This window comes from Burkholderia sp. WP9 (genome assembly GCF_900104795.1).
In the GTDB taxonomy this organism is placed as follows: domain Bacteria; phylum Pseudomonadota; class Gammaproteobacteria; order Burkholderiales; family Burkholderiaceae; genus Paraburkholderia.
In genome coordinates this window covers 1,219,752-1,234,379 of the sequence record NZ_FNTG01000001.1, presented here as the reverse complement: position 1 = coordinate 1,234,379, position 14,628 = coordinate 1,219,752, and the positions used below count along the sequence as shown (strand labels likewise).

Sequence of the window (14,628 nt, the reverse complement as noted above, 5' to 3'; positions counted from 1 at the left end):
TGACGAATGAATCAAGTCATGCGCTTAATACAATCCTGACGATTTTATTTCACTTAAAAAAAATATCATGACTTAAGAATGGAAATTTGATTGATCCGCAATGGATCGAATAGCCCGCAGCCCTATTTTCAGATTGATCCCAGATTGATTTGGGCCGATCCGCAATTGCTTCGCCCGACAACGAGCGAAAGCACGAAAACGCATGACAGCGACGCAGAGAAACCCCATGACGACTACGCGACAGGCGCTCTTCGGCAAGCTCGGAACTACGCTATACAAAAGCATCGAGTCCGCCACCGTCTTCTGCAAGCTGCGCGGCAATCCGTATATCGAACTCGTGCATTGGCTGCATCAACTGCTGCAGCAGCCCGACTCGGACCTGCATCGGATTGCGCGGCACTGTGGTATCGACCGGGAAGCGCTCGATCGTGACATGGCGAGCGCGCTCGCCGCGCTACCCGCAGGTGCCAGTTCGATCAGCGATTTCTCGCATCACGTCGAAATGGCGATCGAGCGAGCCTGGGTCTTGGCCACGCTCAGCTTCAATGACCGGCGCATTCGCAGCGCATGGCTCGTCGCGGCACTCGTACAGACGGTGGAATTGCGGCGTGTGCTGCTTTGCATCTCACCGGCGTTCGCCAGGCTAACCGCCGAAGGTCTGAACGCATCTCTGCTGGCATCCATAGACGCATCCCCAGAAACCGCTGAAGCACCCTACGACAACAGCGATTTCTCACCGGCCGTGCCAGGCGAGACCTCGCATGCAATTGCCGCGCAATCAAAAGCTTCGCCGCTCGAACAGTTCTGCACGGACCTGACCGCGCTTGCGCACAACGGCGAAATTGATCCGGTCATCGGGCGCGAGCTGGAAATTCGCACGATGATCGACGTGCTGCTGCGCCGTCGGCAAAACAATCCGTTGCTGACTGGCGAAGCGGGCGTCGGCAAGACTGCCGTCGTGGAGGGACTTGCGTGCGCCATCGCCACCGGCGACGTGCCGCCCAAACTGGTGGGCGTGCGCTTGCTGACGCTCGACGTGGGCGCGCTGCTCGCCGGCGCGAGCATGAAGGGCGAATTCGAGTCCCGTTTGAGAGGCGTGCTGGAGGCCGCGCTGAAGTCGGCGGTGCCCGTGATCCTGTTCATCGACGAAATCCACACGCTGATCGGTGCGGGCGGTCAGACAGGCACTGGCGACGCTGCCAATCTGCTGAAACCCGCGCTTGCGCGCGGCGCGATTCGCACGATCGGCGCCACGACCTGGGCGGAGTACAAGCGCCACATCGAAACAGATCCGGCGCTCACCCGGCGTTTCCAGGTCCTGCAGGTGCGGGAACCGGAAGAACCGGCCGCTATCGATATGGTGCGCGGCCTCGCAAAGACCTTCTCGCGGCATCACGATGTCGTCGTGCGTGACGAGGCGATCCGCGCGGCCGTGACGCTGTCGCATCGCTATCTCCCGTCACGGCAACTGCCGGACAAAGCCATCAGTCTTCTCGACACCGCGTGCGCGCGTGTCGCACTTTCCCTGCACGCACCTCCGCGAGAGTTGCAGGACGTGCGTCAGCGCGTACGGGCGGCACGCGTCGAAAGCGAGTTGCTCACCGCGCAATCGCGTATCGGGCTGGACCCCGGCCGCGCACTGACGGCGGCCCAGACGCGCGTCGATGAGTTCGTCGCCGTTGAAGGGAGCATCGAAGCCCGCTGGAAAGCGCAGCTCGCAGCGGCGCAGGCGTTGCTCACCGCTCGTGATGCGTTCGGCATCGATAGCGGCGTGCCACGCGCGGACACGAGCATGGAGGCGCGCGCATCGCTTCACACGCTCAAAGATCTGGAGCACGCCCTCACGCAATTGCAGGGCGATGCGCCACTGGTGTTCGCGGACGTGAGCGAGGCGATCGTCGCCCAGGTTGTGTCGGACTGGACGGGCATTCCCGTCGGCCGCATGGTCACCGACGAAGTGGCCGCCGTGCAGTCGCTGCCAGCCACGCTCGAAGCGCGCGTGATCGGGCAGTCCGACGCCTTGCGTCAGATCGGCGAACGGGTGCAAACCGCGCGCGCCGGGCTCACGGATCCGAAGAAACCGCTGGGCGTCTTCCTGCTTGCCGGACCCTCCGGTGTGGGCAAGACCGAAACCGCCCTCGCCCTCGCGGAGGCGCTCTACGGCGGCGAGCAGAACCTGATCACCGTCAATATGAGCGAGTATCAGGAGGCCCATAGCGTTTCCGGACTGAAAGGCGCCCCGCCCGGCTATGTCGGTTACGGCGAGGGAGGCGTGCTCACCGAGGCCGTGCGGCGCCGCCCTTATTCGGTGGTCTTGCTCGACGAAATCGAGAAGGCTCATCGCGACGTGCATGAAGTGTTCTTCCAGGTCTTCGACAAGGGCTATATGGAAGACGGAGACGGCCGCTACATCGATTTCCGCAATACGACGATTCTGCTCACCAGCAACACGGGCTCGGAACTCACGGCCACGCTGTGCGCCGATGCGTCGCGCTCACCCGATGCAAACCAATTGCGCGAAGCCCTCAGACCCGAATTGCTCAAGGCATTTCCCGCGGCATTTCTCGGCCGCGTCAGCGTGGTGCCGTACCGGCCTCTCGCGCACGAATCGCTTGCGCGCATCGTACGGCTCCATCTGAAGCGCGTTGCCAGACGCATGGCTGACGTTCACGACATGGCGCTCGCGTACAGCCGGCAAGTGGTGGACTACATCGTCGGCAGGTGCCTTGTTCAGGAAACCGGGGCTCGCGTGCTGATCGGCTTCATCGAACAACACGTGCTGCCGCGCCTTTCCGCGATATGGCTCGACGCCTTTGCGTCGAAACGAATGATCACACGCATCGAGATCGACCTCGTCGACGCGAGCGCGCTACCCATCGCGGCGCTCGCTTTCCAATGCACGTATGCGCTTGCGCCAGCGCCGGAAAGGCACTCATCAGCCGTCATGTCACACACATTTTCCGTCGAGCACGTTGACTGACCGCTGCCGGCTCTTCACCACCGTCCTCGGAGACCTCCATGTCCGTTCCTAGCAGTTCGCAGAAATTCATCGCGCTCAATCGGGCGCCACGTGTGCAGATCGAGTACGACGTCGAAGTCTACGGCTCCGAGAAAAAGGTCGAATTGCCGTTCGTGATGGGCGTGCTGTCGGACCTTTCCGGCTCGCCCGTCGAGGCGCTGCCGCCGGTAGCCGCGCGCGGTTTCCTCGACATCGATATCGACAACTTCGACGAACGGATGAAGGCGATCGAGCCGCGCGTCGTATTCACGGTGCCGAACACGCTATCAGGCGACGGACAGTTGCTGGTCGACATGACCTTCGAGAGCATTGAAGACTTCTCGCCGGCGGCCGTGGCCCGCAAGGTCGATTCGCTGCGCCAACTGCTCGAAGCCCGCACGCAACTCGCGAATCTGCAAACGTATATGGACGGCAAGTCCGGTGCGGAATCACTCGTCAACAGATTGCTACAGGATCCGGCGTTGTTGAAATCGCTTGCGGCCACACCGAAACCGCTCGTGACAGACGCGGACCACGACACAGTGGATACGGTCACGACCATCTGACCGCCTGAGCAGAACAGATCCGGAGGACATGACATGGCAACACAACAGATCCACGCGGGGGCTGCGGAAGCGCATACGCCGTCCGACTTTACCCAGTTGCTCAACCGGGAATTCAGACCGAAAACCGAACAGGCCCGCGTGGCTGTCGAACACGCGGTGCAGACGCTCGCCGAACAGGCATTGCTGCAGTCGGCCACGATCAGCGACGACGCCTACAAAAGCATCGAGGCAATCATCGCGCAGATCGATCACAAGCTTTCCGAACAGATCAATCTGATTCTGCACCATGACGACTTCCAGAAACTGGAGTCCGCCTGGCGCGGTATGCACCATCTGGTCTCGAACACGGAGACCGACGAGCGTCTGAAAATCCGTTTCATGGACGTGTCGAAAGACGAGTTGCGGCGCACGATGAAACGCTACAAAGGCATTGCGTGGGATCAGAGCCCGCTCTTCAAGCAGATCTATGAACAGGAGTACGGCCAGCTTGGCGGCGAGCCTTACGGGTGCCTCGTCGCCGACTACTATTTCGACCATACGCCGCCCGACGTCGATCTGCTCGGCTCGATCGCCAAGGTGGCCGCAGCGGCGCACACGCCGTTCATTTCCGGCGCGTCGCCTGCGGTCCTGCAAATGGAATCATGGCAGGAGCTCGCCAACCCGCGCGACCTGACCAGGATCTTCACGCAAAACCTGGAGTACGCGCCATGGAACTCGTTGCGCAATGGCGAAGACGCGCGCTACGTCGGGCTTGCCATGCCCCGCTTCCTCGCCCGGCTGCCCTATGGCGCGAGAACCCACCCCGTCGACGAGTTCGATTTCGAAGAGGACACCAACGGCTCCGATCACCGTCGCTATGCGTGGGCCAACGCGGCCTACGCGATGGGCGTGAACATCAATCGCTCGTTCAAGCTGTATGGCTGGTGCTCGCTGATCCGCGGCGTCGAATCGGGCGGCACGGTCGAGAATCTGCCGTGCCATTCGTTTCCCACCGACGACGGCGGTATCGACATGAAATGCCCGACCGAAATCGCCATCTCGGACCGGCGCGAAGCCGAATTGTCGAAGAACGGCTTCATCCCGTTGATCCACCGCAAGAACACCGATCACGCCACTTTCATCGGTGCGCAGTCGTTGCAGAAGCCCGCTGAATACTACGACGCGGACGCCACCGCGAACGCGAATCTGTCCGCGCGCCTGCCATATCTGTTCGCCTGTTCGCGCTTCGCGCATTACCTCAAGTGCATCGTGCGCGACAAGATCGGCGCATTCAAGGAGCGCGAAGACATGCAGCGCTGGCTGAACGAGTGGGTCATGCATTACGTCGACGCGGATCCCGCCAACTCATCGCAGGAAACCAAGGCACGGCGGCCGCTCGCCGCCGCGGAGGTGGTGGTGGAGGAAGTGGAAGGCGACCCCGGCTACTACCAGGCGAAGTTCTTTCTGCGCCCGCACTTTCAGCTCGAAGGGCTGACGGTGTCCTTGCGCCTCGTCGCGCGGTTGCCGTCCATCAAGGAAGCCGCCTGACTGAAACGGCCGGAAGCAGGCTTCTGGATGCAGACCATGTTAGCGCTACGAAAACAGGTGTGCGTCCGCATCTCGCCCCGCTTTCCGTTCGTGATTTTCAACCGATTGCGATCCGATTCAACACGTTGATATGTCCGATCAAAATTACGATGTCGATGCAGCGGTCAGGCATCTGAATACTCACGCCCATGCGGATTCCAATGGCCGATGCGCGACCTATGTGAGGCAAGCGCTTGCGGCCGGCGGAATCGTCATTTCTCAGGGACCGGCGGTCGAGTTCGCCAGGAACTACGGTCCCGTTTTGCGCGCGCATGGGTTTGTCGAAGTATCCGTGGGCGACCTGATTACGCCGCGCAAAGGCGACACGGCCGTTATTCAGCCTTATCCCGGCGGCAATATCGCCGGCCATATCACCATGTACAACGGCTTGCAGTGGGTCTCGGATTTTCGCCAGAACGATATGTGGGGCGGTCCGGGCTATCGTCAAAAGAAGCCGGCGTACAAGGTGTATCGCTGGCAGGGGGCGCAATGAGGCAATGGCGAAGCTGCACTTTGGCGGCGGTTGCGTGGGCTGCTCTGGGCATGCAACCGGCACTTGCACAGAGCGTCGATTCGGCGAAGCGGTTTCTGCAAACCGTCTTTGGCGCCTACACGTTCAACGGCGATCCTCCCGGCATCGATACGTCCGGCTCTCATGCGATTGCGTCGCCCTCACTCATGCGGGTCATCAGGAAGGATCAGCGGGCATTGAAGGGAGAGGCCGGCTATCTGGACATGGATCCGGTTTGCCGCTGCCAGGATTTCGACATCACGACGACCGGCATCGACGTCACGGTCGCGAAGCGTCACACGGCGAAGGCCGTCGTGTCGTTTACAAACTTCAAGGAGCCACACCAGGTGGAGTTCGATCTGGTTTGGGTTCGTGGCAGATGGCTTATCGACGATATCAGGGCCGCCGACGATCGCCGCAGTCTTCGTGAGGCACTACAGGCAGAGATTGCGGATGTAGCCAGCAAGTAGTGAAAACCAGACTATCAATATTCAACACGCAAGGAGCTTTTTTTAAATGGCACAAGACATTTTTCTCAAGATCAACGGTATTGATGGAGAGTCGCCGGATGCTTCGCACAAGAACGAAATCGAGGTCAGGAGTTGGGGCTGGCGAGTGTCCCAGCAAGCGAATATGCATGCAGGCTCCGGCGGCGGCGCAGGAAAAGCGACCGTGGACGACCTCGAGTTCGAACACCTCGTGGATCGGGCGAGCCCGAACCTGATGAAATACTGCCTGACCGGTAAGCACGTCGACCAGGCTGTGCTGGTTGTGCGCAAAGCCGGCGGCAACCCGCTCGAATATCTGAAGATCACCATGAACGATGTGATCGTCACCCAGGTTCATCCGTCCGGCAGCAACGCCGACGACGGTATTCACGAGCATGTTCGCCTTTCGTTTGCGAAGGTCAAGCAGGAGTATGTCGTTCAGAACGCACAGGGCGGTAGCGGCGGCGCAGTGACAGCCGGTTACGACATCAAGGGCAATAAGGAAACTTGAGCCGCGTTGCCGGTTCACGCGCAGCCCCGTCCCCGGTAGGTCCTAGAGTTCCCTGGCCTCGCCGGGTTGCGTCCTTGCTGCGTTTCTATCGTGCCTCATTTTTGCGTTGCCCAATGCGCCCGTTCGCCACCGTTATTGCCCTCGCCTTTGCATGTGCGCTGACCGCGTGCGCCAGCCGCGATCCGAACACCGCGAAAGAACCCGTCAAGCTCGAACTGTCGGTCGTTGCGTCGTCGGGTGTCAATCCAGACGACCAGCAGCGTGCGGCGCCGATCGTCATACGGGTTTATGAATTGAAAACCGACGCGGCATTCAATTCCGCCGACTTCTTTTCATTGCAGGACAAAGACAGGACAGCCCTCGCGGACGATCTCGTCACGCGCGCGCAATTCCAGTTGCGGCCAGGCGAGAGCAAATTTATCCGGAACAAAACCGATCCCACCACGACCGTGATCGGAATACTCGCGGCCTATCGGGATCTGCCCAACTCGGTATGGCGCGCGGCCTATCCGCTCCCGGCCGCGCCCGACGCGGCGTGGTATCGCGCCTCGCCGAAATTGAAACTGACCATCGATCTTGAACCGAACGCAATCAGGATCACCGAAAGAAAATAGTGGAATAAAAGCATGAGCTGGCATAACAAGGTGGTCTGGAGCGAGGGGCTCTTTCTGCGCCCGCAGCTTTTTCAGCAACAGGAGCGATACCTCGAGCACTATGCGCACAAACGCGCAGCGACGCTCTCGCCGTTTTTCTTCGGCTTCAGTCACTACAGTCTCGATAGCGAAGCGCTGGCGCTCGGCAAGGTGATCGTGAAGTCGGCCAGTGGCGTGTTCGCCGACGGCACGCCGTTCGATATGCCCGCCAGCACGTCGCCGCCCGCGCCGCTCACCATCCGCGCGGAGCACCTGGATCAGGTGATCTATCTCGCGGTGCCCGCGCGTGTGCCGAACGGCGAAGAGACGAGCTTCGACAACGCCGCCGACTCGCTCGCGCGCAACGCCGTATTTGACACCGAGTTGCGCGACACGAATTCGATCGGACAAGGTCAGAAGACCGTGCAGTTGTCGAATCTGCGCCTGCGGCTCGTGCCGGAGAAGGAATTGACCGATGCATGGATCGGCCTTGCGCTCACTCGCGTCAAGACGATTCACGCGGACAGCAGCATCGCGCTGGACGAGACCTTGATTCCGCCGGTGGCGGGCTTCGGTGCGAGCGAACTGCTCACGAGCTGGCTCGCGAAGATTCACGAACTCACGCGCCTGCGTGCAACCGCGCTCGCAACCCGGCTGACTGGCGCTAACGGCAACGCCGGCACCACAGCGGAAGTCTGCGACTATCTGCTGTTGCAAACGCTCAACCGTTACGAGCCCTTGCTCCAACATCTACGCCGGGTGCCGGCCACGTCCCCGGCCGATCTTTACGCGCTGCTGCTCTGCATGGCGGGAGAACTGTCGACCTACGTGCGCACCGATAGCCGGCGGCCGCTCGATTCCCATCCGGCTTACCAGCACACCACACCGCACCTGTGTCTGAAGCCGTTGGTGGACGACACGCATCTACTGCTCAATGCGGTGCTGGTGCGCAGCGCACAGCACATTGAACTAAGAGAGCTGGGACATGGAATGCGCAACGCGGTGGTCGATCCCGTCGACATGCGCGGCTTCACGGCAGTGGTGCTCGCGGTGCATGCCGCGATGCCGCCCGACCTGCTCCAGCAACAGTTTGCCGCTCAGGCGAAAGCCGGTCCCTCTGAACGGCTGCCCGATCTGGTGCGGGGACATCTGCCGGGCATCGCGCTACAGGCGTTGCCGGTCCCGCCGCGACAGATCCCGTTTAACGCGGGCTTTGTTTATTACGAGTTCGCCCGTGGCGGCCCGTTGTGGGACGAAGTCGCGCGACACGGGGGACTTGCCTTGCATGTCGCCGGCGAATTCCCGTCGCTGAAGCTCGAACTGTGGGGCGTGCGCGGCTAGCACGCATCAGCGGGTGCCAGGCAGCGTGAGACGCTAGCGCCTCGAATAACAAGGGCGACGACAATCCAGAGAGAAGAGGTCAGTCAGTGCATTCAGACGTAGTGAACCGTTCACGCGAGCGTGCCCCGCAGCCTGGCGATCAGGGCGGCATGCAGGCCGCCGCCTCACATTTCGCCCAGGCAGAAGTGTCTTCCCGAGCCGCGAGCGCGGCGGCGTCCGGCCCGTCCCCTCATCGAGACGCGCCGCCGGGTGAATCGACCGCGGAGCGCCTTGCCGCGATCAGGGCCTCGCGCAACCCGCTGCTCGAGGCGGCCCGCCCTCTGTTGCGCGCGCTGGCGGACCTGCCTGACCAGTTGCAGCAGGACGGGATAGAACAGTTGCGGGTGCTGCTTGAGCAGGAAGTGCGGGCTTTCCAGAAGCTCTGCGATCAGACCAACATCCGGCGCGATCATATCCTCGGTGCGCGCTATTGCCTGTGCACGGCACTCGACGAAGCCGCCATGCAAACGGTATGGGGCAAAGGCGGAGAAACCGGCGTCGAATGGAATACCCATGGACTTGCCACGCTCTTCCACGAAGATCGGCAAGGCGGCACCAAGGTCTATCTTCTGGTCGGGCGGCTGATGAGCGAGTCGCAGGAACATCTCGACCTGCTCGAACTCATCTACCGGATTCTTAGTCTGGGCTTCGAAGGCCGCTACCGCTACAAGGCCGATGGACGACGCAAACATGAAACCGTGCGTCAACGGGTCTATAACGAGATCATGCCGCGGCGAGGGAGTCTGGCCGTCGCGCTGTCGCCACACTGGCAATCGGATGCGAAGGGCAATCGGGTGTCGTTTTTCGACTTCCCGGTATGGATCACGCTTTTTGTTCTTTCAGTCATCCTGATCGCTCTGTTCGGCTACTTCAAATACGAATTGCTGAACCACAGCGCGCAGGTGCAAAAGCAGATCACCGACATTGGCCGCATGACACCCCCGCCTCCCCCGCGCGCACTGCACCTCAAGGAACTGTTGAAGAACGAGATTGCCGCCGGCACGGTGAGTGTCGACGAAGACGACCATCACAGCTCGGTAACGTTCCGCGGAGATTCCATGTTCCCGCCGGGAGCTGCGGCGGTGAAGAGCGCGATGACGCCACTCATCACCAGGCTCGCGGGCGAAATCGTCAAGGTGCCGGGCAAGGTCGCCGTGTTGGGTTACACCGACAATCTGCCGATCCGAAGCCGCCAGTTCGCCTCGAACCAAGCCCTCTCGGAGGAGCGCGCCACGCAGATCATGCAACTGCTTCAGACAGCCGGCGTACCGGCGACGCGCCTCGAAGCCGTAGGAAAAGGTGCCGCCGATCCAGTGGGCGATAACACCACCGTACAGGGCCGCGCGCAAAATCGCCGCGTCGAGATCACGGTCGCGCAATGACGGATCAACCACGAGACTCGGGAAATGCAGGCATGAAGAAGTTGTCGTTTCTGGTATCGCGCCAGTTCCTCGCTCTCGCCGCGCTGCTGGTTATCGCGTTGGTGATCTGGTTCGTGGGTCCACTGGTGGCGTTCGGCGGCTTGAAACCGCTCGCCCCCGTCGGCATGCGTGTGCTGGTGATAGCACTCATGCTGGCAGGCGTGCTGCTGTGGCTGGCGGACTGGTCCGCCAGTGTGTTTTTCGTGGCGCTGCTGTGCCTGCTGATCTGGCACGCGTCGCCACTCGTCACCGTCGGCCGCGAACAACCGTTCGTGTCCGCTTCGGCGCGCATGATCGCCATTGCGATATTGCTGGCGATCTCCGTCGTGTACTGGGCATTCCTGCTCTTGCAGAAAATGCGCAGCGAACCGCAATTCCTCCAGAGCCTGCTCGAATTTGGCCGCAGGAAGGAGGCATCGCCGGCTGCGGCACAACTGGAAAACGTACATGCGATCGTCTCGGCGGCGCTCGCGCGTTTGAAAGCCATGCGCACGGGAGCGCGTGGGATCGCGCGTCTGTTTCAGGGCAAACGCTACCTGTATGAATTGCCGTGGTACATCACGCTCGGCTCGCAAGGCTCCGGCAAGACGTCCGCGTTACTCAATGCCGGACTGCCGTTTCCGCTCGCGGCGCAGATGCAGCGCACTGCCGGTGCTCTCCTTGGCACTGTGTCCGTCGAATGGTGGCTGACCAACGAAGCGGTGCTGATCGATACCGCGGGGCACTACACCTGTCATGGCACCTCGCAAAACGGGCGACCGGCGTCGACGCTCGCTACGGTGACGAGCAAGGCTGCTGACAAGGCGACGGTCACGTCAAGGCATGCAGAAGCGGCCGCCACGGACAAACCTGTCGCGTCGCCCGCCGCTAATCATCCGGACTCGAACCGGTTGCACGAAAAAACGGATGCGGACGAATGGCTCGGCTTTCTTGCGATGCTGCGCAAACACCGGCCTCGCGCGCCGATCAACGGCGCGATAGTGACAGTCGAGCTTGCCGCGCTGACGAGTCTCGACGACAACGCGCGCATGGCCGAAGCGGCGGCGTTACGCGCACGTCTTGCGGAGTTGCGCGAAACGCTCGGCATCCGCTTTCCGGTCTATCTGGTCGTGACCAAAATGGACCGCCTGTGCGGCTTCAACGAATACTTCGCTTCATTGACGGCCGAGGGACGAGCCCAACCTTGGGGCTTTACGCTGCCCTACGGCAAGGAGTCGCTTGCCGCCCGAGGCATGCGGACGCGCTGCGACGAGGAACTCGGCTTGTTGACAAACCGCCTCGCCGACGGCGTCAACACGCGTTTGCAGGACGAATTCGATCCGGCCCGGCGCCGGCAGCTCGTCGCGCTATCCGAAGAGTTTGCGGCACTGTCGCAACCGCTGGGCGAGCTGATCGAACGCGTGTTCCTCGACTCACGTTACGACGCCACGCAACTTCACGCCAGCCTGCGCGGCATTTACTTCACGAGCGCGATTCAGGCAGGCGACACGTTGGTCGCCGAGCGGCGCACTATCGCACGGCGGCTGTCGGCATCGCTCGATAGGGTGCCCGGTACGCGCGGTGCCAGGCCGGTGGGCAATCAAAGCTACTTCCTGCACGATCTGCTCACCAAGGTCGTGTTCGCCGAGGCGCAACTGGTGCGTCCCAATCTGCGCTGGGAATTCCGTTTTCGTTTGCTGCGGTTCATCGGCCATGCGCTCGCCGTGCTTCTCTTCGCATGGCTTGCAATCGGCCTGCGGCTCAGTTTCGCGCACAACAGCGACTATCTTTCCCTCATCGGCCGCAAGTCGCAGGCGCTGGCCGCGAAGGTCGCGCAACTCTACAAGGAGCCGAAACCCGACGCGGTCCCCGATACGCTCACCGAAGCGCGTTACCTGCCGACCTTCCCGGGGCTAGACATGGCGGACCCGGATAGCGCGTACCGGTTCGGTCTTTACACCGCGCCTGCTGTGGTCGCCGAGAGCCGCCGCACCTACGATGTGCTCGAAGACAACCTGCTGCTGCCGCATATCGTCCGGCGTATGGAGAACGTCATCGCCCAAGCGGTGACGAACAAGGACTCGAAGACCGCCTACGACGCACTACGCGTCTACCTGATGCTCTACGACAAGCCGAAATTCCACGCCGACGACGTGAAAGCCTGGGTGCTCGACGACTGGGCGAACACGGATAGCGCAGCGGCGTTCGGCGGCCGGGCCTCGATGATCGAGCACGTGCAGCAGCTCTTTTCAGGCAGCCGCGTGGTCCAGTCACCGCTGATCCGAAACGATTCGCTGGTGCAGCAGGCCCGCTCGTTTCTCGATGGCAGTAATGCAACCGCGCGTCTGTATGAACGGGCCAGAGCGGCGATGCAGAAAGAGGCGCCGGACGAATTCACCCTGATCCGCGCGGTCGGCCCGCAAGCCGGACTCGTCTTCACGCGGGCGAGCGGCGCCCCGCTGTCGCGCGGCGTTCCGGGACTCTTCACCTTCGACGGATACCGGCAGCTGTTCGACAAGCATGTGCCCGAGTTCGTCGAGGCCGCGCGCGACGACGACGCCTGGGTAATGGGCCGCACCTATCTGGGCGAGGCTCAAAAAAAAACGGCTGAGTTCGTCAGCGCGGCGAGCGGCGCCGACGACCCGCTCACGGAGGCTATCCGCCGCCAATATCTGACGGAATACGCGCGACAGTGGGATGCGTTTCTCGGCGACATTCGCATTGTCAACGGGACCAGTCTGCAGTTCGATCTACAGGTGCTGCGCAGCTTCGCAGCGCCCGATTCCCCGCTCGCCAGGCTGGCGCGCGCGGCCGTGCGCGAGACCACGCTGACGCAAGCCGTCGCGGCAGCGGACGCCTCCCTGCTGCAAAAGGCCGCCGACCGGCTGAGCCAGAAAGCGGATAAGGCGCTCGGCATCCGGGCCTCGGAAATCATCGAACGTGAACTGGTCGATAGTCACTTCGCCGCGCTGCGCGAGGTCGTTACGGGCAATGCGGACGGACCGGCCGCCGTGCAGGCAGGCACGGCGCAAGTGAACAAGACGGGGCTCGACGGCGTGGGGAACCTGCTGAACGACTACTACACGGCGTTGACGGTCGCCGACAATGCGCTCGCCAACAACAGCATGCCGCCGGCGAGCGACACGGCGGCCAGACTCAAGATGACCGCCAACACCATGCCGCCTCCGCTTCGCGCCGTGTTGCTGGCGCTGGCGGCGGACGGCTCGCGCGAGGTGAATCAGGGCATCGGCCAGTTGCTCTCGCGACAGATGCAGGCGGTAGTCGGCGACACCTGCCGGCTGACGATCGAAGGCAACTATCCGTTCGCGGCGGGCAGCCAGCGCGAGGTGCGTATCGACGACTTCACGCGGGTCTTCGCGCAAGGCGGTGTGATCGACGACTTCTTCGTGAAGACACTCTCGGCCTTCGTGGATACGTCGGCAACACCGTGGCGCTACAAGACGTTGGCCGGCGCGACGGAACCCGTCCAGGGGCCGGAGCTCGAACCCTTCCAGCATGCGAAGGCGATCCGCGACATCTTCTTCGCCGACCCGGATCGGAAACAGCTGTCATGGAAGGCGGAGATCCGGATTCCCGAGCTCGATCCGACGATTACCGGACTGATGATCGATATCGACGGTCAGACGACGCTCTATCAGCATGGGCCGGTTATGCCGTTCCCGGTGACGTGGCCGGGCACACGCGGCGGGGTGCATGCGGAGGTGACGGCCGAGCCGCGCATCCGGCCGGAGACTTCGACGCTCGCAACGGACGGGCCGTGGGCGCTGATGCGACTGGTTCAGAAAGGCCGGGTTGCCGAGACCACGACACCGGGACGCACACGTGTAGCCTTCGACTTCGACGGCCGCAAGGCTGTGCTCGATATCGCGGGTGCGGGCAGCGTCGCCAATCCGCTGACGAGCGATGTGCTGACAACGTTCAAATGCCCGAGTTCGATGCCGATGCTCACCCTCACCGACAGCGGACCACCGCCGGGACTGCCGCCGGGACTGCCGCCGGGAATTCCGGCCGAAGCGACAGGCACCTCTCATTGATACCGCAAGCGATATCCCGGGCATGCGCATGCGGTCGGCGTCATTGCAACAGAATGATGCGACCGACCGCGCGCCATACCTCGACGGATGACGCAGCGCATCACCGCGTGCCGCTATTTCACATTGAACACGTAGTCGCCGTGCGTGCGATGTCCATCCGACGCCACGGCCACCCAGTGCACCGTATACTGACCCGCCTCGAGCGGCGGCAGCGGCACGGCGATCAGTGCCGGATGATGCTCGTCGACCGCGGCTTTCTGCGCGTTGACCTGCTTGCCGCTCGCGTCGGTCACCGTCAGCGAACTGAACGCCGCTTCGAGCGGTCCGTCAAAAATCACCCGTACCTGCGCGGGTGAGGCCACCGTCGCACCGGCTCCGGGTTCCTGCTTCTGCGGGAACACGTGCGCGAAAGCCGCGCTCGCGACTGCGAGACCGGCGAACCACACCGCCAGTTTCGCGGCAGCGAGCCTCGCGTCACCGCGATGGTTGCCGATCGTGCCATTCATGATCATCGTGATTCT

Annotated in this window: 11 protein-coding genes; 10 read left to right on the top strand and 1 reads right to left on the bottom strand. The window is 62.3% G+C overall.

Translation table 11 applies throughout. The features are described 5' to 3' along the window. Nucleotides 1–226: 226 nt before the first annotated feature. From tssH to tssM, 10 genes are all read left to right on the top strand, one after another. Complete coding sequence (gene tssH / locus BLW71_RS05530) at nucleotides 227–2,980, top strand: type VI secretion system ATPase TssH (RefSeq protein ID WP_091793901.1); 2,754 nt, start codon at nucleotides 227–229, stop codon at nucleotides 2,978–2,980. 38 nt (nucleotides 2,981–3,018) lie between these two features. Next, on the top strand, nucleotides 3,019–3,564 hold the full coding sequence (gene tssB / locus BLW71_RS05525; RefSeq protein WP_091793899.1) for a type VI secretion system contractile sheath small subunit: 546 nt from the start codon (nucleotides 3,019–3,021) through the stop codon (nucleotides 3,562–3,564). Nucleotides 3,565–3,597: 33 nt separating this feature from the next. After that, complete coding sequence (gene tssC, locus BLW71_RS05520; RefSeq protein ID WP_091793896.1) at nucleotides 3,598–5,091, top strand: type VI secretion system contractile sheath large subunit; 1,494 nt, start codon at nucleotides 3,598–3,600, stop codon at nucleotides 5,089–5,091. Nucleotides 5,092–5,221: 130 nt separating this feature from the next. After that, nucleotides 5,222–5,623: a hypothetical protein gene (locus tag BLW71_RS05515; protein WP_091793894.1), complete on the top strand. Its 402-nt coding sequence runs from the start codon at nucleotides 5,222–5,224 to the stop codon at nucleotides 5,621–5,623. Between the two features lie 20 nt (nucleotides 5,624–5,643). After that, nucleotides 5,644–6,111, top strand: coding sequence for a DUF3828 domain-containing protein (locus tag BLW71_RS05510; RefSeq protein WP_286161938.1), 468 nt, complete (start codon nucleotides 5,644–5,646; stop codon nucleotides 6,109–6,111). 46 nt (nucleotides 6,112–6,157) lie between these two features. Next, a complete protein-coding gene (locus BLW71_RS05505; protein ID WP_091793890.1) occupies nucleotides 6,158–6,640 on the top strand; it encodes an Hcp family type VI secretion system effector in 483 nt (160 codons plus the stop codon). Nucleotides 6,641–6,753: 113 nt separating this feature from the next. After that, complete coding sequence (gene tssJ, locus BLW71_RS05500) at nucleotides 6,754–7,254, top strand: type VI secretion system lipoprotein TssJ (RefSeq protein ID WP_091793888.1); 501 nt, start codon at nucleotides 6,754–6,756, stop codon at nucleotides 7,252–7,254. A 12-nt stretch (nucleotides 7,255–7,266) separates the two neighbouring features. Beyond that, nucleotides 7,267–8,613 (top strand): type VI secretion system baseplate subunit TssK, encoded by a 1,347-nt coding sequence (tssK, locus tag BLW71_RS05495; protein ID WP_091793886.1) that lies wholly within the window; start codon nucleotides 7,267–7,269, stop codon nucleotides 8,611–8,613. A gap of 149 nt (nucleotides 8,614–8,762) precedes the next feature. After that, nucleotides 8,763–10,034, top strand: a complete 1,272-nt coding sequence (gene tssL, locus BLW71_RS05490; protein WP_177205081.1) for a type VI secretion system protein TssL, long form — start codon at nucleotides 8,763–8,765, stop codon at nucleotides 10,032–10,034. A 32-nt stretch (nucleotides 10,035–10,066) separates the two neighbouring features. Further along, a complete protein-coding gene (tssM, locus tag BLW71_RS05485) occupies nucleotides 10,067–14,107 on the top strand; it encodes a type VI secretion system membrane subunit TssM (protein ID WP_091793882.1) in 4,041 nt (1,346 codons plus the stop codon). Nucleotides 14,108–14,220: 113 nt separating this feature from the next. On the opposite strand, the gene BLW71_RS05480 is transcribed toward tssM, so the two are convergent. Then, nucleotides 14,221–14,619 carry a copper resistance CopC family protein gene (locus tag BLW71_RS05480; protein ID WP_177204976.1) on the bottom strand — a complete coding sequence of 133 codons (399 nt, stop codon included), beginning with the start codon at nucleotides 14,617–14,619 and terminating at the stop codon, nucleotides 14,221–14,223. Between the last annotated feature and the right edge of the window lie 9 nt (nucleotides 14,620–14,628).

Bases quoted from the DNA above. Each gene is read 5' to 3' on its own strand.
- tssH (WP_091793901.1), top strand. From the start codon at position 227: ATGACGACTACGCGACAGGCGCTCTTCGGCAAGCTCGGAACTACGCTA.
- tssB (WP_091793899.1), top strand. From the start codon at position 3,019: ATGTCCGTTCCTAGCAGTTCGCAGAAATTCATCGCGCTCAATCGGGCG.
- tssC (WP_091793896.1), top strand. From the start codon at position 3,598: ATGGCAACACAACAGATCCACGCGGGGGCTGCGGAAGCGCATACGCCG.
- BLW71_RS05515 (WP_091793894.1), top strand. From the start codon at position 5,222: ATGTCCGATCAAAATTACGATGTCGATGCAGCGGTCAGGCATCTGAAT.
- BLW71_RS05505 (WP_091793890.1), top strand. From the start codon at position 6,158: ATGGCACAAGACATTTTTCTCAAGATCAACGGTATTGATGGAGAGTCG.
- tssJ (WP_091793888.1), top strand. From the start codon at position 6,754: ATGCGCCCGTTCGCCACCGTTATTGCCCTCGCCTTTGCATGTGCGCTG.
- tssK (WP_091793886.1), top strand. From the start codon at position 7,267: ATGAGCTGGCATAACAAGGTGGTCTGGAGCGAGGGGCTCTTTCTGCGC.
- tssL (WP_177205081.1), top strand. From the start codon at position 8,763: ATGCAGGCCGCCGCCTCACATTTCGCCCAGGCAGAAGTGTCTTCCCGA.
- tssM (WP_091793882.1), top strand. From the start codon at position 10,067: ATGAAGAAGTTGTCGTTTCTGGTATCGCGCCAGTTCCTCGCTCTCGCC.
- BLW71_RS05480 (WP_177204976.1), bottom strand. From the start codon at position 14,619: ATGATCATGAATGGCACGATCGGCAACCATCGCGGTGACGCGAGGCTC.